This window comes from Vicinamibacterales bacterium (genome assembly GCA_035699745.1).
Classification (GTDB): Bacteria; Acidobacteriota; Vicinamibacteria; order Vicinamibacterales; family 2-12-FULL-66-21; genus JAICSD01.
The window spans coordinates 16,346-39,577 of record DASSPH010000047.1 but is presented as its reverse complement, the minus strand read 5'-3'; the positions used below and the strand labels follow the sequence as shown (position 1 = coordinate 39,577).

The following is a 23,232-nucleotide window of genomic DNA, read 5'->3' as shown; positions in this document are numbered from 1 at the left end:
GAGGCCGGGCACCGTCGGGGGCCCGGCCTTTTTTTTGGTGCATAGTGAGGACGTCGTGGAGGGACTGAACTGGAACTGGATCCTGCTCGGCGCCACCGTCCCGCCCGTGGTGGCGGTGCTGGTGGCGTTCCCTTTCTGGTGGAAGGAGCAGCCGATCTTCGGCAACATCGTGGGCACCGCGGTGATCTTCGGATCCGCGTTCGCGCTGATCATGCGCGAGCACATGCAGATCGAGCGGGTCGTCTTCGCCTGCCTGGATGCCGGGCTGCCGTGCTTCCCGAATCCGCCGGCGTTCACCAGGTTCGCGATCTACGCGTTCGTGGGCCTGGCCGAAGTGATCGCGCTGTTCACGTTGAGCCTGCGCGTCGAGCACAAGCGGCGCCGACGCGGGTACTCTCCTGAATGGAAATGAGAGCCGCATGCTGAAGGGTCTGTGCATCGCCGGTCTTCTGTTCGTGTTGGCGCAGTCGCCGCCCCCGGGAGCCGAAGCGATATCGCTGCTCGGCAAGCCGCTCGTCCCGGCGCCGATTCCCGCGGAGACGCGCAGGACGCTCGAAGAGAACCTGAAGAAGGCGGAGATCGAGCACGGGAAAAACCCGGACGATCCGGATGCGACGATCTGGCTCGGGCGGCGGCAGGCGTACCTGGGACGGTACCGCGAGGCGATCGAGACCTACAGCGAAGGCATCGAGAAGCATCCCGACGACGCCCGGTTGTACCGGCATCGCGGTCACCGCTACCTTACGGTGCGCGAGTTCCCGAAGGCGATCGCGGACTTCACCAGGGCGGCGGCGCTGGTCGCCGGACAGCCGGACCAGGTGGAGCCGGACGGCCAGCCGAACGCGCGCAACATCCCCACGAGTACGCTGCAATCGAACATCTACTACCACCTGGGCCTCGCGCATTACCTGACGGGGGACTGGGCCAGGGCGGCCGATGCCTACGCGAGGTGCATGACGGTGTCGAAGAACCCCGACATGCTGGTCGCCACCACCTACTGGTACCATCTCGCGCTGGCGCGCCAGGGGCGCATGGCGGACGCGGCGAGGCTGCTGCAGCCGATCTCCGCGGACATGGAGATCATCGAGAATGCCTCGTACCACCGGCTGCTGCGGATGTTCAAAGGGGAGCTGACGCCCGACGCGCTGCTCGCGCCCGGCGCCGCGGGGCTCGACGCGGTGACCACCCGATACGGCATCGCCGCCTGGCACCTGGCGCACGGCCGCAGGGATGCCGCGATTCCGCTGCTGCGGGCGGTCGTCGACGGCGCGCCGCAGCAGTGGCCGGCGTTCGGCTACATCGCGGCGGAGGCAGAACTGAGCCGGAAGTAGCCGCCGCGGCATGGGCCCGCGCCGGAGGCGGAGTACGATCGCCGGCACGACCTGGCGTATTGTTACCGCAAGCCCATGCCGCTTGGACGCGCCGAGTTGATCGGCGCCATCACCACGTTTCTCGGCGGCCGTGACGAGCGGACCATGGCGCGGATGCGCACCGTGCTCGAGCGCGAGCTCGATGCCGCGGGCGCCGCGGCGCTGGAAGCGTTGAACCTGCGGCTCGAGACGGCCGGCATCGACTGGACCTACTACCCGGCCGACCCGCTCGCGCGCCGCGTGCACCACGCGCTCGCCGAGGCGATCCTCGACCCCCGTTCGACCGTGGCCGGCCTCGCACACCTCGCGTCGGTCTCCGGCCGCCCGACCGTGCTGCTCGCCAATCACCTGTCGTACTCGGACGCCAACCTGCTCGAGATCCTGCTGCATCGCGCCGGCGCGACGCACGTCGCCGACCGGCTGACGGTGGTGGCGGGGCCGAAGGTCTACTCGAGTCTCAAGCGCCGGTTCTCGAGCCTCTGCTTCGGGACCATCAAGACACCGCAGAGCACGGCGCTCTCGAGTGACGACGCGGTCATGCATCCGCGCGAAGTCGCGCGCCTCGCCCGGCAGTGCATCGACATTGCGCTGGATCGCATCCGCCGTGGGGAAACGCTGCTGGTGTTTGCCGAAGGGACGCGCAGCCGGACGTGCGGGATGCAGCCGACCCTTGCCGGGGTGGCCCGGTACCTCGAGTGGCCCGGCACGCAGATCCTGCCGGTGGGGCTGACCGGCACCGAGGTGATGTTCCCGATCGGGGAGGACGCGCTGCACGACGTCCCGATCGTCGCGCGCATCGGCAACCCGGTTGACGCGGCGGCGCTGCGCGCCCGCCACGGCGGCGATCGCCGCGCGATGATGGATGATCTCGGGCGCTCGATTGCCGAACTGCTGCCCGACGAGTATCGCGGCGCGTACGGAGCGGTTCGATGAGCGAGCCGGAGAAACCGTGATGGCCGGCATCGAGCGGATGCGCGAGCACCTCGAGACGCACAGTTGGCCGCGGCTGAACTGCGTGCTGATGGTCGCGCTGTCGGCCGGAGCGGCGTTTCTCTCTTCCGTGCTGCTGCTCTCCATCGGCGTCGAGTCGATGGCTCTGCGCGACGGCGCTGCCGCGCTGGCCGGCTATTTCACGTTCGTCTCGTTGATTCGTGGATGGGTGGCGTGGAAACGGCGGCAGTTCACGTCGGATTCGGATCTCGACGTGGGCGACGTGCTGTCGAATCTCGATCTGCCGCTCCCGCGCTCCCGGCACGGCCGCGGGGTATGCGCTTCAGCGGGTCGCGCCGGAGGCGCGATCGATCGGCGGCGTGTGGGAGAGGGTGGCGCGGTGAACCGCGAGCGCTCCGCTCGCCGCGCCGGCTGCCGTCAGCTTCCGATCCGCGCGCGAACCCGCGCCGGCTTCGTCAACGTCTGTCCGGCGACGTCAACGCTGACCGTGTAGTCGCCAACCGCCAGCGGCGGCGCCGGCGGGCCGCCACGCCCCCGTCCGCCGGCCGCGCCGCTCCCGCCCGCGGCGACGCCGCGCCCGCCGCTGCCGGCGAGCGGCACGAGCGCACGGTTCAACCCGCGCCTGGCCGGTCCTTCGATTTCGCGGATCACCTTGCCGGCCGGATCCTTGATCGCGATCTTCGCCGGGGCCGGCGCGTCTGCCTTCAGGTGATAGTTGATCGTCAGCGCTTCCGGCTCGTTCGGGATCTCGAGGTAGCGATCGCCGAACAGGTGATAGTTCATGCCCTGCAGCCCGAAGCCGTAGCGGGCCCGCGGCTCCACGTCGAACAGGTGCGCCGGCGCGTCGAGCGTGGCGGCGGACAATTCCTGCAGCGGCGTGATGTCGCCGGCCCAGATCGCGCGGCCGTAGGTGCCGAGCACCAGGTCGTTTTCGCGCGGGTGGATCGTGAGATCGTGCACCGCGACGGTCGGCAGGTTCGCCTTCAGTCGCGTCCACGCGCCGCCCCCGTCGACCGACACGAAGACGCCGATGTCGTTGGCGACGATCAGCAGGTCCTTGCTGCGCCGGTCCTGGACGACGACGTTGATGGGAGCGTTCGGAAGATTGCCCGCGATCGCCGTCCACGTCTTGCCGGCGTCCGTCGTCCTGTAGAGAAACGGACGGAAGTCGTCGTTGCGGAACCCGTTCTTCGCGACCAGCGCGGTGGACGGATCGTGCGGCGACGCGAACACGCGGCTCACCCAGCGGTCCGGCGGAGCGCCTGCGGCGGTGAGCGCCGGCGTCACGTCCGTCCACGTGCCGCCGTGATTCTGTGTCAGCTGCACCTTGCCGTCGTCGGTGCCCACCCAGATGACGCCGGCCTTGAGCGGCGACTCGGCGATCGTGGTGATCGTGCAATAGGGCACGTTCCGGCCGATCTTGTCCGGGTCGTTGGTGGTGAGATCCGGACTGATCTCCTCCCACGCGTTCCCCTGGCTGAGCGAGCGGAACAGCACCTGCGCGCCGGCGTAGACGATCTTCGGGTTGTGGGGCGACAGCGCGATCGGGGCAATCCAGTTGAAGCGCAGCCGGGGCTGGCCGGCCGCGCGGGCCGGCGCGATGCTGGTGCGCACGCCGGTCTTCTGGTCCATCCGCCCCATCTGATTCAGCTCGCGCGTGTTGTAGACCCAGCGGCTGTCGGTGGGATCGACGGCGTTGTACATTCCATCGCCCGGGCCGACGGTCACCCAGTGCTCGAGCGTGATCCGCCCCGTCGGACTGTTGCTCGGCCCTTTCCACGAGTCGTGATCCTGCAGGCCGCCGTAGACGTTGTAGGGATCGTCCATGTCGACGCCGATGGCGTAGACTTCGCCGATTCCCATGTTGGGGAAGTAGTCGCCGGTCCTGCCGCCGTCGAGCGACACGTTCACGCCCCCGTCGCTGCCGAGGATGATGCGATCCTCGTCCTCGGGATCCCACCACATCGACCGGAAGTCGCCGAACACGCCCCTGAAGAAATCGGTGTTCCAGGTCTTTCCGCCGTCGCGCGAGATGTACATCGAGTCGCTGGTCACGATGACCGTCCGATCGTCGTGGGGGTTGATCCGAATCTGGTTGAACGAGTACGGCGCCTTGCCGCCGGCGACGTTCTCGTCGGTCACCTTCCGCCACGATTTCCCGCCATCGTCGGTGCGATACAACTCGTTGCCGATGATCCCCGAGGCGAGCGGACTGATGGCGCTGACGTCCCGCGCCGCCGCTCCGGCCCTGGGATTCTGGTTCTCGAGCAGCGCGTAGAGAATCGACGGGTGGCGTTGATAGAGATCCAGCCCGATGCGGCCGATCCTGCCGGCGGGCAGTCCGCCGGCCAGCCTGGTCCACCTGTCCCCGCCGTCGTCGGTCCGGTAGATCGCGCTCTCGGGCCCGCTCTCGACGATCTGCCACGGACGCCGGTCCTTCTCGTACATCGCGGCATACAGCGTGCCCGGCGACTTGCGGTTGATCACGAGATCGATCGCGCCGACGCCGTCGTTCACATAGAGCACCCTCTTCCACGACTTGCCGCCGTCGGTGGTGCGGAAGACGCCGCGCTCCTCGTTCCTCGAGAACAGGTGGCCCATTGCGGCGACATAGACGATGTCCGGCTTCGCCGGATGAATGACGATCCGGGCGATGTGGTGCGAGTCGGGGAGCCCGGCGAATTGCCAGGTCCCCCCCGCATCCTCGGACTTGAACACGCCCTTGCCGGAATACGACGATCGCGCGTTCGCCTGGTCGCCGGTCCCCATCCACACGATCTTCGAGTTCGACGGCGCGATCGCCACCGCGCCCACCGCGGCGGCCGCGACGCTGTCCGAGACCGGCGTCCAGGTGATCCCGGCATTCGTCGTCTTCCAGAGTCCGCCGCTGCGCGTGGCCGCGAACATCGTGTAGAGATGGTCGCGTGCGGGCGTTTCCGGCACGGCGACTTCCGTCACCCATGCCGCGGTCCGGAACGGGCCGAGGTTGCGGAAGGTCAGCGCATTGACGACGTTCTCGAGAGCGGTGGGCTGCCGGGCGCCGAGCGGCAGCCACGTCAGGCCGGCGGCGATCAGAAAGGCGGCGAACGCGCGGACTCTCATGCGGCGCATTATAGGGGTCAGACCCGGGTCTGACCCCTGCCCGGCGCGTATGCGGCAAGCTAAACCGTTGTCCGCGCTCGCTGTCGATTTTGCGGGTCTCCATTCGACCAATGGCTGGAGGGCCAAGCAGCCATGAAGTATCTGTGCCTGATCTACGACGAAGAGAAGAAGCTCCATGCGATGACGAAAGGGGAGATGGACGCGCTGATGAGGGAGTATTTCGCGTTCACCGACGCCATCGTGAAGAGCGGTCACATGCTCGCCGGAAACGACCTGCAGCCGACGCAGAATGCGACCACCGTCCGGGTGCGGAACGGGAAGGTGATGACGACCGACGGGCCGTTCGCGGAGACCAAGGAGCAGTTGGGCGGCTACTACCTGCTCGAAGCCGCCGACCTGAACGAGGCGATCCAGATCGCGGCACGGATTCCGTCCGCCAGGCTGGGCAGCATCGAGGTGCGGCCAATCCAGGAGCATCAGCGCTGAGGGGGTGGCGCTGGGTGCGCCGTGCGCAGCGCGGGTGGGTGAGCGGGCGGCTATGATCGGACGCGGTGCCAAAACCCGCTGACGTTCGGTTCTTCAAGACCGCGGCAGAACTGCGCAAGTGGTTCCGGGCCAATCACAGATCGGCGGACGAACTGTGGGTCGGCTTCTATCGCAAGGGCTCCGGCCGGACGAGCATCACCTGGCCGGAGGCCGTCGACGAAGCGCTGTGCGTCGGGTGGATCGACGGCGTCCGCCATCGGGTGGACGAGGACAGCTATACGAACCGGTTCACGCCGCGGCGCAAGGGCAGCGTCTGGAGCGCGATCAACATCGCGCGCGTCGAGGTGCTCACGCGCGAAAAGCGGATGCAGGCGGCGGGGCTCGCCGCGTTTGCGGAACGGAAGGCGAACAAGTCGGGCATCTACGCCTACGAACAGCGCCGCGACACGCTGGAAGAGCCGTACGCGGGCATGATGCAGAAGCATCCGCGCGCCTGGGCGTTCTTTCAGGCGCAGCCGCCGTATTACCGCAAGCTCGTGGGCTGGTACGTGATCAGCGCAAAGAGGGACGACACCCGCCTGGCGAGATTCCAGCGGCTGCTCGACGCGTGCCTGCGCGGTGAGCGGCTGCGCTGATCGGTGGAATCCGGCGCGCACGTCCGCGGCGTCAGCGGCAGCAAACGCTGAGGCCTAGCGAGTCGCCGCGGCGCGCAGCGCCTCCAGCAGCGCGCGCTCCGTGATCGCCTGCTGCGCCTCGCGCGGGATCGTCGCGGGCCAGTCGCCCGGCTGGAAGCCGTAGTAGCCGAACTGCGAATGATTGCCGCCCTCGATGGCGACGATGCGGGTGGATGCGGGGAGATTCGCCCGCGTCCTGGCGAGCTTCTCGACGTCGGCGATGGTATCGCGGGTGCCGTAGATGCGCGTGATCGGGATCGATGCCGCGGCGATCGAGAAGTCGCGCGGATGGGAGGTGCCGATCAGCACGGCGCCGGCGAGGCCGGGAAAGCCATCGCGGACCAGCTCCGCCACGACCACGCCGCCGCGCGAGTGCCCGGCCGCGACCCACCGGGTGACGCGCGGCCGCGCGGCCGCGGCCGCACGCGCTCTCGCGAACACTTCGGGCCCGTCGGCCCCCCCGAGTACTCCGCGCCGCGGCAGCGCCACGAGCATGACGGTGAAGCCGTCGTCCGCAATCGTGCGCGCGAGCGGCGCGTAGGCGGCGGGATCGACCAGCGCTCCGGCGAAGAAGAGCAGTCCGGTGGAGGACGGCGTCCCGGGATCGAAGGCCCAATAGCCGTCGGCGAGCGTGACGGCGACCCTGCCGTCCGTCTGCAGCGCCGCCCGCGCATCCCCGGTCGCGCGATACGCCAGCACCGACCAGAGGACGAAGATCGCCGTAACCGCCAGCCCCGCCGTGATCCACACGCGCCGGACGATCGGCCAGAGTCGGCGGCGTTGCGGATCGAGAACTGTAGTCACTCCCTCACTTCGCTGACGCGCACTGCCGCACTGACGCACTGACGCACTGACGCACTGCGCACTGCCGCACCGCGCACCGCGCACCGCGCACCGCGCACTACGCTATTTCAGCAACGCATCCTTACAGTACTGAAGTGCCTTTGCCATCTCCGCCATCCGGTCCGAGCCCGCCGGGACCGGGTACTCGAATTCGATCGTCGCCTGGATCGGGTACTTGTTGTCGCGAATGAGCTGCAGCACTTCCTTGATCGGCGTGTCGCCTTCGCCGAACGGCACGTTGGCACCGTCCTTCCCGTCGGTCGGCTTCTTGCGGTCCTTCACGTGGATGTGGGTGATCCGATCGTGGTGCTTGCGGATGATGTCGACGGGATTGCCCAGGCCGCCGGCGACCCAGTGGCCGATGTCGACATTCGCCCAGTTGTACCTGGCGGCCGAGAAGACCTCGTCGTACATCGCCGCGGTGGTCTTGGTGTGACCGTGCAAGCCGACGGGGAACTTGTGTTTGTCCGCGAATTGCCCGAGCCGCTTCGCCCCCGGCAGCTCCAGTTCGCACGAGATGGCGCGGGCCCCCGCCGCTTTGGCGAATGCGAAGGCGTAATCCATTTCCGGGTCGGTGAAGTCGTAGATGCCGTCGAACTTCACGATCTCGATCCTGACGCCGGCGTCCTCGTACTTCTTCCGGACGTCGGCCGCCTTCCTGGGGTCGGCCTTCAGCCGCCACTCGCGCAGCTGCGCGGCCGCCGCCTTCGCCGCTTCTCCGCGCCCTCCGGCAATCGCGGCCTCGGGTGCCCCCATCGCCAGCTCGATCGGCTGCGAGCGCATCTCCACGGCGCTCACGCCGAGCTGCACCGTCTTCTGCAACGTCTCGTCGGCGCTCATCGTCCGGCTGCCGAAGTTGTACGGCACGTTCAGCCCGACCTGCACGCCGGCCCACTTCGAGTTCGGCTTCGCCTGCAGCGCAAACACGTGCCGCGGCAGCAGTCCTGCCGCCGGCACGGCCAGCATCAGTTTTCCCAGCTCGCGGCGGGTGTATTCCATCGGTCCTCCTGGTCTTGTCCGAGGGGCTCGCCGTCGGACTCCCCTGCACGCGCTCGCCAGCCGCGCTCGCGTGTGAGCCTTCACGCCCGGCTGCGCAGTGTATCATCCGTGCCATGACGAACCTCACTCGCCTCACCGCCGCGGGGCTCGCCGGTGTCGCCATCGCCACCGCGGGTGCCTGGGCGCAGAACTCGGTGCAGCAGCGATCCCTCGCCGCCGAAAAGGCGGGTCTGGCCGAGCCCTTCAGGGGGGTGACGACCGCCGGCACCATCGTGCCGAACCTGTATGCGATCAAGTCGACCGGCGTGTCCACCGCGGGCGTGACCAGGGCGGCCGCGGCATTTCTCGCCTCGCTCTCCGCCGAGCAGCGCGCGCGCACGTCGTTCCCCGTGGACGACGACGAGTGGCGCAAGTGGATGAATCAGCACTTCTACGTGCGGCAGGGGGTCGGCTTCCAGGAGCTGTCGCCGGCACAGCGCGAGGCCGGGATTGCCGTGCTCCGCGCCGGGCTCAGCGCGCGCGGGTTGAAGCAGACCCGCGACATCATGCGGCTCAACGAGACGCTCGGCGAGCTGAACAACAACGATTTCGAGCAGTACGGCGAGTGGAAGTATCACCTCACCGTCATGGGCACGCCCTCGGCCACCGAGCCCTGGGGCTGGCAGTTCGACGGCCACCACGCGATCGTCAACTACTTCGTGCTCGGCGACCAGGTGGTGATGACGCCGTTCTTCGCCGGGTCGGAGCCGGTGATCGCGACGTCGGGCAAGTTCAAGGGCACTGCGGTGCTGCAGGACGAGCAGAACCAGGGCCTGGCGTTCGCGCGGACGCTCGACGAGGCACAGCGCGCCAAGGCGGTGCTCTCGCCCGACAAGACGCGCAACAACAATCTCACCGAAGCGTGGAAGGACAATGCCGTGGTGCCGCAGGCGGGCATCTTCGCGCCGGATCTCTCCGACCGCCAGCGCAGGCAGCTGCTCGATCTGGTCGCGCTGTTCATCGGCAACATGGACGACGGCCACGCCAGAGTGAAGATGAGCGAGATCGAACGGCACATCGCGCAGACCTCGTTCGCCTGGGTGGGCAAGACCGAACCTGGCAGCGTGTTCTACTACCGGATTCAGAGCCCGGTGGTGTTGATCGAGTTCGATCACCAGACGCCGGCCAACCTGCGCCACCTGGCGAAGGATCCGTCCGCGCCGAACCCTGAGCACATTCACGTGGTGGTCCGCACGCCGAACGGCAACGACTACGGCAAGGACCTGCTGCGGCAGCACTACGCCCGCCACAAGCATTCCGCCGCGTACGGGATCGATTCCAAATGAACCGCGTGCACCGTGTCCTGACGTCCCTCGCCGTCATCGGTCTCGCCGTGCCGCTCGCCGCGCAGTCGCCGGCACGGAACGGCTCGGCCAACGGGAAATCCCCGCGGGCGACGACCAGCGCGGATCTCGCGACGGCAAAGCCGGGACGCGATGCGGGGCAGCCGATCGACGAGGCATACACCAGGAAGATCAAGGAGTACACCACCGAGACGTTCTTCCTCTCGCCGCTGGTCGACTACCTGCCGGCGTCGAAGACGGTGCCGACGCCGAAGGCGGTGCTCGGCGACATCGCCGGCGCGGAAGGCAAGCTGCCGTACTCGAAGGAGGTCTACGAGTACATGCGGCTGCTCGCCAAGTCGACGCCCCGCGTCAAGGTCTACACCATCGGCACCACCGAGGAGGGCCGCGAGATGCTCGCCGTCGCGGTGGCGTCCGAGGCGCTGATGGCGAGGCTGGAGCGCAACCAGGCGGACCTCGCCAGGCTCGCCGACCCGCGCACGATTCAGATGAACGACGAGGTCGCGGACGAGATCGCGCGGCGGGCGGCGCCGGTGTACTACATCACCGGCACGATCCACTCGACCGAGGCCGGCGCGCCGACGGCGCTGATGGAACTGGCCTACCGGCTGGCGGTCGACGAGAGCGCCTACATCCGCAACATCCGCGAGCACCTGATCACGCTGATCACGCCGATCGTCGAAGTCGACGGCCGCGACAAGATCGTCGACGCCTACGAATGGCGCAAGAAGCACCCCGATCAGACCCCGATGAGCAATCTGTACTGGGGCAAGTACGTGGCGCACGACAACAACCGCGACGCGATGGCGCTCACGCTGAAGCTGTCGCAGAACGTGCTGAACACGTACCTGCAGTGGAAGGCGCAGGTGCTCCACGATCTGCACGAGTCCGGCTCGTTTCTCTACGACAACACCATCGGCAACGGCCCCTACAACGCCTGGCTCGATCCGATTCTCACCAACGAGTGGCATTTGATCGGCTGGAACAACGTCAACGAGATGACGCGGATGGGGATGCCGGGCGTGTACGCGTGGGGGACGTTCGACACCTGGTCGCCCGGCTACCTGATGTTCATGGCCGCGACGCACAACGGCATCAGCCGCCTCTACGAGACGTTCGGCAACAGCGGCAGCGGCGACACCGAAGAGCGCACGCTGTCGCCGGCGGAAACGGCGCGGACGTGGTTCCGGCAGAATCCGCCGATCTCCCGCGTGCGCTGGTCGCTGCGCAACAACAACAACTACGAGATGACGGGGCTGCTGATCTCGCTCAATCACTTCGCCAGCAACCGCATCTACTTCCTGCGCAACTTCTACGACAAGAGCAAGCGGTCGATCCTCAAGGCCAAGGTCGAAGGACCCGCGGCGTACGTGTTCCCGGCGAACGATCCGCGCCCCGGATCGCAGGCCGAACTGCTGCGCGTGCTGCAGAAGCAGGCGGTCGAGATCTCCCGCGCGACCGCGCCGTTCACCGTGACGCTCCCGTCGCGGCCGGCCGCGGGCGGCGGACGCGGGGGCGGCGGCCGCGGCGGCGCCGGGGGCGGACGGGGCGGCGCGCCGGCCGAATCCGCGCCGGCCACGCCTCCAGCGCCGGCCACCCGCGAGTTTCCGGCCGGCAGCTACATCGTCCGCATGGATCAGCCGTACTCGCGGATCGCGGACGCGCTGCTCGACTACCAGTACTGGGCGCCGAACGACGCGCAGACGCGCCCCTACGACGACACCGGGTGGACCTTCCCCGAAGGCTTCGCCGTGCAGGCCGTCCGTGTCGTCGATGCGAAGGTGCTGGCGGTGCCGATGGAGCCGGTGAAGGGGGACGTCAAGGCGCCGAGCGGCGTGACCGGCGCCGCGTCCACGGAGCCGGGCGCACCGGGCGTGTTCGCGATCAATCACAACGCCGACAACGCGCTGGTGACCCTGCGCTACCGGCTGAAGGATGCCGACATCCAGATCGCGGAAGAGCCGTTCGAGTCCGCCGGCACGAAGTTCAACCGCGGCACGTTTCTGATCAAAGGGATCGCGCGGGCGGCGCTCGACACGGTGACGAAGGAGCTTGGTCTGACCGCCCACGGCCTGGCGGCGGCGCCGGCGGTGAAGACGCACGCCGGGCGCGCGGCGCGGGTCGCGCTTCTGCACACCTGGACGAATACGCAGACCGAAGGGTGGTGGCGGCAGGCGCTCGACACCTACGGCGTGCCGTACGACTACATCGATCCGAAGGCGATTGCCGACACGCCGAACCTGCGCGCCAGGTACGACGTGATTCTGTTCGGGCCCGGCGGCAATCAGGGGGCGGTCGAGGGGATGCCGATGTGGCGGACGCCGATTCCCTACAAGCGCTCCGCCGAGACGCCGAACATCGCGGCGTTCGCGCAGACCGACGACACGCGCGTCGGCATGGGGCTGCAGGGGCTGCTGCACCTGCGGCAGTTCATCGCCGACGGCGGCGTGTTCCTCGCGTCCAACAGCAGCGCCGACTTCGCGATCAACAACAGCTTCACGTACGGCGTGACCTCGGTGAACGCGGCCGCGAACACGCGCGTCGTCGGATCGCTGCTCCGCACCCGCGTGGCGGACGATGCGAGCCCGATCGTGTACGGCGTGCCGGACAACCTGGCGATGTACAGCGATGACGGCAGCGTGTTCGGCGTGAGCGCGACGGCCGGCGGCGGCGGGCGCGGCGCGGGGGGTGGCGGGGGCGGCGCGGCGGGCGGCGGACGGGGCGGCGGTCCCGGCGGGCGACCCACCGGACGCGGCACGCCCGACGATCCGGACATCGTCCAGGGACGTCCGGCCAGCGAGGGGAGCAACCTCAAGCCGCTGCCGCCGCTGCAGCAGGTGCAGCCCTGGCAGTATGCGCTGCCGACGGAGGAGGCGCTGCGGCGCAATCCGGCGAACGTGATTCCCCCGCCGTTCCGGCCGCGCGTTGCGGTGCGGTTCGAGGCGCAGACGGCGCTGCTGGTCTCGGGGCTGCTGGACGGCGGCGCCGACATCGCGCAGCGTCCGGTGGTGGTCGATGTGCCGGTCGGCAAGGGGCACGTGGTGCTGTTCGCCAACAACCCGATCTGGCGCGGCGAGACGATCGGCAGCTACTTCCTGGTGTTCAACACGATCCTGAACTGGGACGCGCTGGACGCCGGGCGGAAGCTGGATCCGCGCTGACGCCGCCGCGGAAACGGGGACAGTCCCCTTTTCCGCACGCAAAGCCCCGCCAAAATTTCGGACCGCGCAGATTCTCGAGGAAACTGCGCACCCGCCGCCAGGAAATGGGGACAGTCCCCGTTTGTGACAGTTTTTGGCGCCGGGCGTGACGCAGCCTGTCAGACGCCGCGGGACGTCCGTTCCCGCGTCCCCACAACTCGTTGATTCGACAGGACGCTCGCGCGCGCGACGCGACGGGAATGTCGGTTGCAGCCCAGCGCCGCGTGCAGAACACATCGCCCGCGTCACGGACCGAACTGTTCACCCGTTGGCAGGTAGCTATGCAGGCAACCGAGACCCAGATGATCCTCGTCGTCGGCGACGACCCGCGGCTGATCGAGTGGGCGGCGCTGTCGCTCTTCCGCGCCGGACACCTTCCCGTCCTCGGCCAGTGGTTCTGGCCGCTGGTCAGCAGCGAGAATGCGAGCGCGGACGCCGCGTTCGACGATCTCGCCGACCCGGTCGGCACCCGGCTGCTCGGCCGCTGCGACGCGGTCCTGTGCGTCGAGCCCACGCCGGGCGCCGGCGCCCTGCTCGAGACCGCGCGCGCGCGCGGACTGCGCGTCTACGAGAGCCTCGAGGACGCGCTCGCAGGGTAGAATCCCCGGATTACGACCCACGTCCTCGAAACGCCCCGCCTGCGCCTCCGCCCGCCCACGGCGGACGACGCGCAGGCGATCTTCGATCGCTATTCCAGCGATCCGCGCGTCACGCGCTATCTGGGATGGCCCACGCACCGGTCGGTGAGCGACACCGAGGGCTTTCTCGGCTTCTGCGCCGCCGAGTGGGAACGCTGGCCCGCCGGTCCCCTGCTCATCGAATCCCGCGCCGACGGCACACTCCTCGGCGGCACCGGCCTCGGCTTCGAGACCCCGACACAGGCGTCCACCGGCTACGTGCTCGCGTACGACGCATGGGGCTTCGGCTATGCGACCGAGGCGCTCGCCGCCGTGCGCGAGCGTGCGGCGCGGCTGGGCGTCGAACGCGTCTACGCGCTCTGCCATCCGGCCCATCGAGCGTCGGCGCGCGTGCTGGAGAAGTGCGGCTTCCTCTGCGAGGGAACGCTGCGCGGGTACGCTGAATTCCCGAACCTCGCGCCCGGCGTGCAGGCCGACGTGCTGTGCTACGCCATGCGCTATCCAGGGGTCTGACCCGTGACCATGCCCAGAGCTCTCGTGCTGATGATGGCGGCGCTGCTGGCGGCGCCGGTTCCGGCGCTCGCGACGTGGTCGGTGATCGCGGTCGATCGGAGCACCGGCCGCGTCGTGATCGCCTCTGCGACGTGCGTCGATCGCGACGATCAATTCCTGCCCGGCGTGCAGGCCGTCGTCGTGCCCGGGAAAGGTGTTGCGGCCTGCCAGGCGGCCGTCGACGGCACGCACCAGAATCAGATGCTGGTCTTCGCCGAGCTGCAGAAGGGCACCGATCCGAAGGCGATCGTCGAGATGCTCAGCCGCGATCCGGCCTTTCAGAGCCGGCAGTTCGGCATCGTCGATCTGCAGGGACGCAGCGCGGGACATTCGGGCCTGACGAACGGCTACGTGTCGCAGGACATGCAGGGACAGGTGCCGGGCACCGAGATCTTCTATTCGATCCAGGGAAACATCCTGCGCCCGGGCGACGCCGTGCCGAACGCCGTGAAGGCGTTCGTCGCCGCGCGCGGCGCCGTGACCGATCGCGTCATGGCGGCGCTCGAAGCGGCGGATGCCGCTGGCGGCGACAGCCGCTGTTCCTGTCCACCGCCGTCCGCCGATCAGCCCGCATCCGCCATCCCCTGCGACGGCAAGACGGCGCACGTCGCCTACATTCTGATGGCGGAAAAGGCGGACACCAACGGCGACTCGCACAACAACGGCCGCTATGCGATGTTCCTGCGCGTCGCGCAGCCGGGGCGCGGTGCGAATGAGATCCGCGCGGGTGAGAACCTGAATCCGGTCAAGACGCTGCGGATGCGCTACGACGCGTGGCGCAAGGCGCAGCCGGCGTCGTTCAAATGAGGATCCCCCGTTCTCGCATCGGACTGGGGATCGCCGTGCTGGCGCTGGCGGCCGCGATCGATCTGCCGGCGCAGTCGCCGCCGGCGCCCCTGGCGCAGCCGCCCGCGCCCGGCGCGCCGTCCGCGCCGCAGCGCGGCCCAGGGCGCGGACGCAGCGTGCAGGTGATGACGTTGACCTCTGCGGCATGGCCCGACGGCGGCCCGATCCCTGCGAAGTACGCACAGCCGGGAGGGGAGGTCTCCCCCCCGCTGGCGTGGAGCAACGTGCCCGAGACCGCCGCGAGCTTCGTGCTCGTCGTCCACGATCTCGATGCGGCGACCGGCGCCGGCACGGACGACACGCTGCACTGGCTGGTCTGGAACATTCCCGGCGCCGCGCGGTCGCTGGCGGAGGCGGTTCCGCAGGGCGCCGTGTTGCCGGACGGCTCGCGTCAGATCAGCGCAACGGGTCCGGTCTATCGTGGTCCCGCGGCCCCGTCCAGCGGCCCGCCGCATCATTACGTGTTCGAGCTGTTCGCGCTCGACGGCATGCTCGACGTGCCTGCCGTGGGCGCGGCGCCGTCGCAGACGCGCGCCGCGGTCATGACCGCGATGGCCGGACGCGTGCGCGGCAAAGCGGTCTACACCGGTCTCTATCGACGTCCATGACCGTCGGCGGGCGATGATCCTGCGTACCGCGCGCCTGGGCCTGCGCGAGCTCACCGCCGAGGACGGGCCGTTCATCCTCGCGCTCCTCAACGATCCCGGCTTCATCGAGCACATCGGCGATCGCGGGGTGCGCAGCATCGCGGACGCCGTGTCGTACATCGAGCGGGGGCCGCGGGCGAGCTACGCGCAGCACGGCTTCGGCCTATGGCTCGTCGAATTGTCCGACACGTCGACGCCGATCGGGATTTGCGGCATCCTCAAGCGCGACGTCTTGCCGGATCCGGACATCGGCTTCGCGTTTCTGCCGGACTATCGGTCGCGCGGATTCGCCTATGAAGCGGCTGCCGCCGTCCGCGACTTCGCGCGCCAGACACTTCGGCTGCCGCGCCTGCTCGCGATCGTGAGCCCGGCGAATGGCCGGTCGATCCGGCTGCTGCAGCGCCTGGGGTTTGCGTTCGAGAGGACGATGACGGTGCCGAACGACGCGCAGGAACTGCAGGTGTTCGCGGGACGGCTTTGATACCATCGCATCTGATGCACAAACCTGCTGGAAAAAGGGGACTGTCCCCTTTTTTCGTCGTGGCCGTCGCGGGGATGCTCGGCGCCGCGCAGGCGCCTCCGCGGATGCCCGACTATCCGCTGCAGTTCGCGGGCTTCGCCGCGCGGTTCCAGCCTGACGGTACGTTCACGCTCGAGGGGGCCGGATGGCCCTCGTTCCGCGGCACGTGGAAGGTGGTGGACGGCGCGATCGAGCTGCTGACGCCCGGCGCGCCCGGCGGGTGCGAGAACCCCGGCCGCTATCGCGTGCACTCACAGGACGGCCGCACGACGCTCGATCTCGTCGCCGACGACTGCGGTCCGCGGCGGATGATCCTCGACCGCAGCAGCTGGCGCCGCGCGGGTGAGAAGGACCCGGTTCCCGAGCGCACGATCGTGAGGACGGCGGCGCCGCGCAGCGGTCCGCTGCCATCGCCGGCACCCGCCGCCGGCAGCTGGCCGGCATTCCGCGGGCCGATGGCGTCCGGCATCGCGGACGGCATGAACCTGCCTGACACCTGGAACCCGGCGACCGGCCTCAACATCCGCTGGAGAGCCGCGATTCCCGGCCTCGCGCATTCGAGCCCGATCGTCTGGGGTGATCGCGTCTTCGTCACCAGCGCGGTGAGCACCCGCGCCGATGCCACGTTCAAGCCGGGACTCTACGGCGACGGCGACGCGTCGGACGATCGCACGCAACAGCGCTGGACGATTTACGCGCTGGATCGGGTCACCGGGAAGGTGCTCTGGGAGCGCGTCGCACACGAGGGGGAGCCACGCGAGAAGCGGCACATCAAGTCCACGTACGCGAGTGCGACGCCCGCGACCGACGGCCGTATCGTCGTCGCCTCGTTCGGATCGCACGGCCTGCACGCGTACGATGTCAACGGCGCGCCGCTGTGGACGATCGATCTCGGACGGATGGACGTCGGCGCGTACGACATCCCCACGTTCGAGTGGGGCACGGCGAGCTCGCCGGTCATCTGGAACGGACTCGTGATCCTGCAGGTCGACACGCAGGCGGATTCGTTTCTGATCGCGGTGAAGGCGGAGACCGGCGAGACGGTCTGGAAGACGGCGCGCGAGGAGCTTCCGTCGTGGGGCACGCCCACGGTGGCCGAGACGGCGGCCGGACCGGTGCTCGTGACGAATGCGTCGAACTTCATCCGCGGCTACGATCCGCGCACGGGCAGGGAGCTCTGGCGGCTCGGGGGCAGCTCGAAGATCACGGCGCCGACGCCGATCTTCGCCGGCGGGCTGTTCGTGATTGCCAGCGGCCGCGCGCCGGAGCGGCCGATCTTTGCCGTCCGTCCGGAGGCGAAGGGGAATATCACGCTCGGCAGCGGGATCACCCAGAGCGAGGCGGTGGCGTGGAGCAAGGTGAATCGCGGCTCGTACATGCCGACGCCGCTGGCCTACAAGGGGATCCTCTACGTTCTCGCCAACAATGGGCAGTTCGACGCCTACGATCTCGCGACCGGCGCGGAGATCTACCGCCAGCGTCTGTCGACGATTGGCAACGGCTTCAGCGCGTCGCCGGTGGCGGCCGATGACAAGATCTATCTCTCCAACGAGGACGGCGACATCATCGTGATCACGGCGGGATCGACGTTCGCGCAGATCGCGGTGAACTCGATGGGCGAGCTGGTCATGGCCACGCCGGCGCTCTCCCGCGGCGTGATGTACGTCCGCGGCCTCCACACCCTGTTCGCCATCGGCCGGTAAAAGGGGACTGTCCCCTTTTTCCGCGCGCCTGCGAAATGGGGACTGTCCCCGTTTCCGTGCGGCGGCGGGCGGATTTCCTGGCAAAAACCGCGAAGCGCCGTTTTTGGCGGGGCTTTTTGCGCGGAAAAGGGGACTGTCCCCGTTTTTGAGCTCGTTTTCGCTCCAGTGGCGCGTAAGGGGGCACCGGCACCCCCGGCCATTGGAGACGCCATGAAAGTCGCCCGAGTCCTGTCCGCCGCCCTCCTGACCCTCCTGGCGGCCGCGCGCCCCGCCGCGCAACCGCCCGCCCCCCCAACCACCGTGCACCGGTTCGCGGCCCCGGTCAGAGCCGGCCTGGCGCCGCTGACCGAAGCGCCGGACGGACGCCTGTTCGGCATCCTCGAACAAGGCGGCGCCGGCGACAGGGGAGCCGTCTACATGCTCACGCCGGACGGCAGCGGCGGCTACACCTTCGACCTCCTCCACGTCTTCAACGGCGCCGACGGACAGAAGCCGATGGGCCTGACATACTCCCCCGCCGACGGACTGCTCTACGGCACGACGCAGCACGGCGGACTGGTTGGCGGGCTGCCCCTCGGCAACGGCACCGTCTTCTCGCTGGATCCGGCGGCACCGGCGGTGACCACGCTGCGCGTGTTCGCGTTCGACTTCGCCAATCCGCAGCCGCTGCAGCCGCAGGCCGGCCTCGTCGAGGGCAGCGACGGCGCCTTCTACGGCACCGGATCCGCCGCCTCGACGTCCCCGGGACTCGGCGCCATCTTCAAGATCGACCGCAGCGGCAACATGGAAACCCTGTGGACGTTCAGCGGCGCGAACGGCAGCACGCCGGCCTCGACGCTCGTCGAGGGCAGCGACGGGTTCCTCTACGGCACGACGGCGTTTGGCGGCGCCAACGACGCCGGCACCGTGTTCCGGATCGACAAGACCGGCAGCGGGTTCGAGACGCTGCACGATTTCACCGGACCCGCCGGCAGCACGCAGCCGCGCGGATTGATGCGCGATACGGCCGGAGGCGCGGACATCTTCTACGGCGTGACCGGAGGCGGCGGCGCGCAGGACATGGGCTCGGTCTTCAGCATCACCCCCGACGGCACGTTCGCGACCGTCGCGAGCTTCGTCCTCGACGCCGGCGCCCCGCGGCAGGGCGCGTATCCGAACGGCCCCCTCGTCAAGGGCCCCGACGGATTGCTCTACGGGACCACCGAATCCGGCGGTCCGATTCCATTCAGCAGCCGGGGTGTCGTGTTCTCGCTCGATCCCGCAACCGGCGCGCTCACCGTCGCCCACGACTACAACAGCGATCCCGGCACGGGGCTGACGACCAACGCCGGCCTGTTCCGCGCCGCAGACGGCTCCCTGTTCGGCACGACGCTCAACGGCGGCGCGCACCGCGTCGGCACCGTGTACCGCGTGGATGTGAGCGGCGGCGCCCCGGCCGTATCCAAGGCGATCGATTTTCCGTCGCTCGGCCCGTCGACGGCGAACGATCGGATGATTCTGGCCTCCGACGGTCATCTATACGGCACCACCGTTGCGGGCGGCGAGTACAACGGCGGCACCATCTTCAGAGTCGCCAACGGCGTGGTGACGACGCTCCATAGCTTCAATTTCGCCGACGGGTATCAGCCGTCCGGCGAGCTGGTGCAGGGGAGCGACGGCTACCTGTATGGCACGACGCGGTATGGCGGCCCGGCGCTGTCTCCCGCGGATCTCGGCGCCGGCACGGTGTTCAGGATCTCACTCGCGGGGACGCTGACGACGCTGCACACCTTCACGGCCGGATCCGGTCCGGCGGTGCCGCTCGCCGGCCTGGTCGAAGGGCCCGACGGCAACTTCTACGGAACCTCGTTCTATGGGCCGAGCGGGCCCGGCACGGTGTTCAGGATGACGCCGGCCGGCGCGGTGACGACGCTGCACGAGTTCAACACCAGCGACGGCTGGGGACCGACGCCGTCGAGCCTGGTCCTCGGGCACGACGGGTTCTTCTATGGCGTGACGCGCGAGGGAGGGGTCAACCCGAACTACGGCGTCGCCTACAAGATCGACCGCGACGGCAACTTCACCCTCATCCATCAGTTCGACGACACCGAGGGCGGCCATCCCGGCGGACTGACGCTCCTGCCGGACGGCAACTTCCTCGGCGTGACAGAGGCGGGCGCGTTCCCGGGCACGGCGACGTTCGGCACGCTCTTCCGCATGACGCCCGCCGGCGACGTGACCGTGCTGCACCGGTTCAATCGCGACATCGACGGATCGATGGCGGCCGCGCCTCCGCTCGCCGCGGGCGACGGCAATTTCTACGGGACCACGGTGTTCGGCGGCGATCTGCCCGGATTCGTGCAAGGCCTTGGAACGTTGTACCGCTACGACAGCGGCGGCTTCAGCCTGCTGCACGTCTTCGGGAGCGTGGCGGACGAGGGGGGCACCCCCAGCGCCGGCGTGCAGCAGGGCAGCGACAACCTGCTCTACGGCTCCACATTGAATCTGCCCGGCGGCACGCTGTACTCACTCAATGCCGGCATCGCCAACAGGAGCCCGATCGCGCGTCACCAACGGGTTTCAATCGGCCCGGGTGACATCGCCAACGTCACCATCGACGCCTCCGACCCGGACGGCAATCCGCTCGCCTTCACGATCGTCGGGCAGCCGGCCCACGGCACCGTGAGCGGCAGCGGTCCCTCGTTCCAGTACCAGCCGAACAGCGGATTCAGCGGCACCGACGTCTTCCACGTGCGCGCCACCGACGGCACCGCGTCGAGCGCGGTCGCCGGCGTGATGATCACGGTCGGCGGGACGAACACCGCGCCGATCGCTTACGATCAGACCCTCGCCACGCCGGAGGAGATCGGGTTCACCGTCTCGCTCCTCACATTCGACGCCGAGAACAACCCGCTGTCGTTCACCTTGCTGACGCAGCCCGCGCATGGCACGCTGAGCGGCGCGGCGCCGGACTTCATCTACACGCCGGCGGCGAACTACTACGGGCCGGACGGCTTCACCTTCAAGGTGAACGACGGCAGCCTGGACAGCAACGTCGCGACGATCTCCATCACCGTCGATCCGGTGAACGATCCGCCCGTGGCCCTCGATCAGACGGTCACGTCGAACGGCGGATCGCCGGTCCCGATCGTGCTCGGCGCGCTCGACGCCGACGGCGACCCGCTCCTCTATTACATCGGCGACGCTCCGCTGAACGGCGGGCTCACGGGCGCCGCGCCGAACCTGACCTACACGCCGAACGCAGGATTCACCGGAACCGACACGTTCACCTTCTACGCCAACGACGGCACGGCCATCGGCAGCGTCGCGACGGTGACGATCAATGTGACGGCGCCGAATGGCGCCCCCACGGCGCAGGATCAGTCCGTCATCGTCCGGCACGACACGCCGACGCCGATAGCGCTCGCAGCCAGCGATCCCGAAGGGGACGCGCTCACCTACGTCAACGTCACGCTGCCGGCTCACGGCGTGTTGTCCGGCTCGGCGCCGAACTACACCTACACGCCCGCGGCGGATTACAGCGGGCCGGACAGCTTCACGTTCAAGGTGAACGACGGCACCAGCGACAGCAACGTGGCGGCCGTGACGATCACGGTGCGCCCGCTGGACCGTGCGCCGATCTCGAATCCGGGCGGACCCTACACGACGGATCTCGGAGCCCCGGTCACGTTCGACGGCACCGGCTCCAGCGATCCGGACGAGATCTACGGGGACTCGATCGTTCAGTACACGTGGTCGGCCGGGGGCGTTCACCTGGCGTCCGGTCCGACCCCCACGATCTCGGCGTCGGACATCATGACGAAGCTCGGCTCGGGCTCCTTCTCGATCACGCTTCGCGTGACCGACGCGAGCGGATTCTCGACGAACGCCGACACGCCGTTGACCGTCCGCCGGCCGACCGCGGACTTCTCGGTCGCCCCGAATCCGGCGGCCTGCGGAGTCGCGATGACGTTCGACGCGACCGCCGCCGCGACGGCGCGCAGCACGCGGACGATCGTGAGCTACGTCTACGACTTCGGGGACGGAACCAGCGCCTCGACCGGCGTGCTCACGCAGCACACGTATGCGGGCTACGGCAACTACGCCGCCCAGCTCACCGTCACCGACGACCTCGGGATCGCCGCAAGCCGCACGCAGCCGGTCTCGATCCATCCGGGACATCCGCCGGCAGCCAACCCCGGCGGTCCGTATGCCGCCACGATCGGCGGCGGCGTCACCTTCGACGGCCGCGGCTCCTCCGATCCGAACACCGCCTGCGGGGACAGCATCGCCACGTATCAATGGCTGGTGAACGGCACGATTGTGCTCGCCGGCCCGACGCCCTCGCTCAGCGCAGCGCAGATCGCGGCGCTCGGCCCCGGCACGTTCGCCGTGCAGTTGAGCGTCCTGGACACGCTCGGCGGCGGCGATACGGCGTCGACGAGTCTGACGATTCAGCCGCTGACCATCGGAACGATCACCACGGTGACGGCATCGGCGGGAACGATCGGCTCGCTCGAGCCGCTCAGCATCATCGCCACGGTCGCACCGGCGGCCGGTACGGCCGTGCCGGCCGGGGAGGTCGAGTTCCTGCTCAATGGCACCATCGTGATCGGCATCGCGCCGCTCGTCAACGGCGTCGCGACGCTGCGGGCGAACGGCGGCATGACCGGCGGCACCTATACCGTGACGGCGCGCTACGCCGGGACCGGCACGTTCACGGGAAGCACGTCGGCGCCGCTGCCGCTCACCGTGCGGCCGCTGAACGAATCCTCGTTCACGCTGCTCCTGCCCTGGACGAATCCGCAGGCGCTCGGGTCGGCGGTCGTGGTCAGCGCGCTGGTCGTGCCGCTGCCGGGCGGCCCGCCGGCAGCGGGGACCGTGGAATTCTTCGACGGCGGCGTGCTGATCGGATCCGCGTCGCTCTCGGGTGGACTGGCCACGCTGTCGTTCACCCCCGTGGTGGCAGGACCGCACACGCTGTCGGCACGCTACCTCGGGAGCGCCGCTCTCGCGCCGAGCACCTCACCGCCGGTGCACATCACGATCTTCGCCGGCGGAACGGCACCGGCGGCCACGACGACGACGCTGAGCAGTGGACCGAGTCCGGGGACCTTGGGGCAGCCGGTGACGTTTACCGCGACGGTGAGTCCGGGAGCGCCGTCCGGCGGAACGGTGAGGTTCTTTGTCGACGGCGTCGCCGCCGGGACAGCGCCGGTGGTCGGCGGAACGGCAACGTTCACGACCGCCGCGCTGCCGGTCGGCGTCAGGGTCGCGACGGCATCCTACGGCGGCGCGGCCGGCCTCGCCGCGAGCAATTCGAGCGTCGTGCTGCTGGTGATCACGCCGTAGCGCCCGGCAGATTCTTCGTGCAGCGGC

At 69.0% G+C, this 23,232-nt stretch carries 18 protein-coding genes; 15 read left to right on the top strand and 3 right to left on the bottom strand.

Annotated elements, in window-relative coordinates; all coding sequences use genetic code 11:
- Window positions 1-55: 55 nt before the first annotated feature.
- The 4 genes from VFK57_10000 to VFK57_09985 all read left to right on the top strand — a co-directional run bounded on the left by VFK57_10000 (window position 56) and on the right by VFK57_09985 (window position 2,814).
- Window positions 56-412, top strand: a complete 357-nt coding sequence (locus tag VFK57_10000) for a hypothetical protein (protein ID HET7696028.1) — start codon at window positions 56-58, stop codon at window positions 410-412.
- A gap of 7 nt (window positions 413-419) precedes the next feature.
- Window positions 420-1,331: a tetratricopeptide repeat protein gene (locus VFK57_09995; GenBank protein HET7696027.1), complete on the top strand. Its 912-nt coding sequence runs from the start codon at window positions 420-422 to the stop codon at window positions 1,329-1,331.
- Window positions 1,332-1,406: 75 nt separating this feature from the next.
- A complete protein-coding gene (locus VFK57_09990) occupies window positions 1,407-2,303 on the top strand; it encodes a lysophospholipid acyltransferase family protein (GenBank protein ID HET7696026.1) in 897 nt (298 codons plus the stop codon).
- Between the two features lie 19 nt (window positions 2,304-2,322).
- The gene (locus VFK57_09985) at window positions 2,323-2,814 is read left to right on the top strand and encodes a hypothetical protein (GenBank protein ID HET7696025.1); all 492 of its coding nucleotides are present in this window, start codon (window positions 2,323-2,325) and stop codon (window positions 2,812-2,814) included.
- On the opposite strand, the gene VFK57_09980 is transcribed toward VFK57_09985, so the two are convergent.
- Window positions 2,739-5,423: a hypothetical protein gene (locus tag VFK57_09980; protein ID HET7696024.1), complete on the bottom strand. Its 2,685-nt coding sequence runs from the start codon at window positions 5,421-5,423 to the stop codon at window positions 2,739-2,741. The genes VFK57_09985 and VFK57_09980 overlap by 76 nt on opposite strands.
- 132 nt (window positions 5,424-5,555) lie before the next feature.
- Between VFK57_09980 and VFK57_09975 the strand changes: the two genes are divergently transcribed.
- Together VFK57_09975 and VFK57_09970 are read left to right on the top strand one after the other, a co-directional pair.
- Entirely contained in the window at window positions 5,556-5,909 is a 354-nt protein-coding gene (locus VFK57_09975; protein ID HET7696023.1) for a YciI family protein, read from the top strand.
- A 65-nt stretch (window positions 5,910-5,974) separates the two neighbouring features.
- On the top strand, window positions 5,975-6,544 hold the full coding sequence (locus VFK57_09970) for a YdeI/OmpD-associated family protein (protein ID HET7696022.1): 570 nt from the start codon (window positions 5,975-5,977) through the stop codon (window positions 6,542-6,544).
- Between the two features lie 54 nt (window positions 6,545-6,598).
- Here the strand turns inward: VFK57_09970 and VFK57_09965 are convergent, their stop codons facing one another.
- Window positions 6,599-7,387 (bottom strand): alpha/beta hydrolase, encoded by a 789-nt coding sequence (locus VFK57_09965; protein ID HET7696021.1) that lies wholly within the window; start codon window positions 7,385-7,387, stop codon window positions 6,599-6,601.
- A gap of 102 nt (window positions 7,388-7,489) precedes the next feature.
- Window positions 7,490-8,425, bottom strand: a complete 936-nt coding sequence (locus VFK57_09960) for a TIM barrel protein (protein HET7696020.1) — start codon at window positions 8,423-8,425, stop codon at window positions 7,490-7,492.
- Between the two features lie 113 nt (window positions 8,426-8,538).
- On the opposite strand from VFK57_09960, the gene VFK57_09955 reads away from it, so the two are divergent.
- The 9 genes from VFK57_09955 to VFK57_09915 all read left to right on the top strand — a co-directional run bounded on the left by VFK57_09955 (window position 8,539) and on the right by VFK57_09915 (window position 23,205).
- Complete coding sequence (locus VFK57_09955) at window positions 8,539-9,750, top strand: DUF3500 domain-containing protein (protein ID HET7696019.1); 1,212 nt, start codon at window positions 8,539-8,541, stop codon at window positions 9,748-9,750.
- Window positions 9,751-9,755: 5 nt separating this feature from the next.
- Window positions 9,756-12,929 (top strand): M14 family zinc carboxypeptidase, encoded by a 3,174-nt coding sequence (locus VFK57_09950; GenBank protein ID HET7696018.1) that lies wholly within the window; start codon window positions 9,756-9,758, stop codon window positions 12,927-12,929.
- Between the two features lie 320 nt (window positions 12,930-13,249).
- On the top strand, window positions 13,250-13,567 hold the full coding sequence (locus VFK57_09945; GenBank protein HET7696017.1) for a hypothetical protein: 318 nt from the start codon (window positions 13,250-13,252) through the stop codon (window positions 13,565-13,567).
- Window positions 13,568-13,576: 9 nt separating this feature from the next.
- Window positions 13,577-14,119 carry a GNAT family N-acetyltransferase gene (locus tag VFK57_09940; GenBank protein HET7696016.1) on the top strand — a complete coding sequence of 181 codons (543 nt, stop codon included), beginning with the start codon at window positions 13,577-13,579 and terminating at the stop codon, window positions 14,117-14,119.
- A gap of 9 nt (window positions 14,120-14,128) precedes the next feature.
- Entirely contained in the window at window positions 14,129-14,965 is an 837-nt protein-coding gene (locus VFK57_09935; protein ID HET7696015.1) for a DUF1028 domain-containing protein, read from the top strand.
- Window positions 14,962-15,612: a YbhB/YbcL family Raf kinase inhibitor-like protein gene (locus tag VFK57_09930; GenBank protein ID HET7696014.1), complete on the top strand. Its 651-nt coding sequence runs from the start codon at window positions 14,962-14,964 to the stop codon at window positions 15,610-15,612. Before VFK57_09935 ends, VFK57_09930 begins: the two co-directional genes overlap by 4 nt.
- Window positions 15,613-15,625: 13 nt before the next feature.
- Window positions 15,626-16,132, top strand: a complete 507-nt coding sequence (locus tag VFK57_09925; protein ID HET7696013.1) for a GNAT family N-acetyltransferase — start codon at window positions 15,626-15,628, stop codon at window positions 16,130-16,132.
- A 14-nt stretch (window positions 16,133-16,146) separates the two neighbouring features.
- Window positions 16,147-17,874, top strand: a complete 1,728-nt coding sequence (locus VFK57_09920; GenBank protein ID HET7696012.1) for a PQQ-binding-like beta-propeller repeat protein — start codon at window positions 16,147-16,149, stop codon at window positions 17,872-17,874.
- Window positions 17,875-18,084: 210 nt separating this feature from the next.
- Window positions 18,085-23,205 carry a choice-of-anchor tandem repeat GloVer-containing protein gene (locus VFK57_09915; protein HET7696011.1) on the top strand — a complete coding sequence of 1,707 codons (5,121 nt, stop codon included), beginning with the start codon at window positions 18,085-18,087 and terminating at the stop codon, window positions 23,203-23,205.
- The last annotated feature ends 27 nt before the right edge of the window (window positions 23,206-23,232 follow it).

Excerpts from the sequence above, each read along its gene's own strand:
- VFK57_09935 (HET7696015.1), top strand. The coding sequence starts at position 14,129 with ATGCCCAGAGCTCTCGTGCTGATGATGGCGGCGCTGCTGGCGGCGCCG.
- VFK57_09975 (HET7696023.1), top strand. The coding sequence starts at position 5,556 with ATGAAGTATCTGTGCCTGATCTACGACGAAGAGAAGAAGCTCCATGCG.
- VFK57_09980 (HET7696024.1), bottom strand. The coding sequence starts at position 5,423 with ATGAGAGTCCGCGCGTTCGCCGCCTTTCTGATCGCCGCCGGCCTGACG.
- VFK57_09960 (HET7696020.1), bottom strand. The coding sequence starts at position 8,425 with ATGGAATACACCCGCCGCGAGCTGGGAAAACTGATGCTGGCCGTGCCG.
- VFK57_09915 (HET7696011.1), top strand. The coding sequence starts at position 18,085 with ATGAAAGTCGCCCGAGTCCTGTCCGCCGCCCTCCTGACCCTCCTGGCG.
- VFK57_09930 (HET7696014.1), top strand. The coding sequence starts at position 14,962 with ATGAGGATCCCCCGTTCTCGCATCGGACTGGGGATCGCCGTGCTGGCG.
- VFK57_09955 (HET7696019.1), top strand. The coding sequence starts at position 8,539 with ATGACGAACCTCACTCGCCTCACCGCCGCGGGGCTCGCCGGTGTCGCC.
- VFK57_09920 (HET7696012.1), top strand. The coding sequence starts at position 16,147 with ATGCACAAACCTGCTGGAAAAAGGGGACTGTCCCCTTTTTTCGTCGTG.
- VFK57_09925 (HET7696013.1), top strand. The coding sequence starts at position 15,626 with ATGATCCTGCGTACCGCGCGCCTGGGCCTGCGCGAGCTCACCGCCGAG.
- VFK57_09990 (HET7696026.1), top strand. The coding sequence starts at position 1,407 with ATGCCGCTTGGACGCGCCGAGTTGATCGGCGCCATCACCACGTTTCTC.
- VFK57_09945 (HET7696017.1), top strand. The coding sequence starts at position 13,250 with ATGCAGGCAACCGAGACCCAGATGATCCTCGTCGTCGGCGACGACCCG.
- VFK57_09985 (HET7696025.1), top strand. The coding sequence starts at position 2,323 with ATGGCCGGCATCGAGCGGATGCGCGAGCACCTCGAGACGCACAGTTGG.
- VFK57_09995 (HET7696027.1), top strand. The coding sequence starts at position 420 with ATGCTGAAGGGTCTGTGCATCGCCGGTCTTCTGTTCGTGTTGGCGCAG.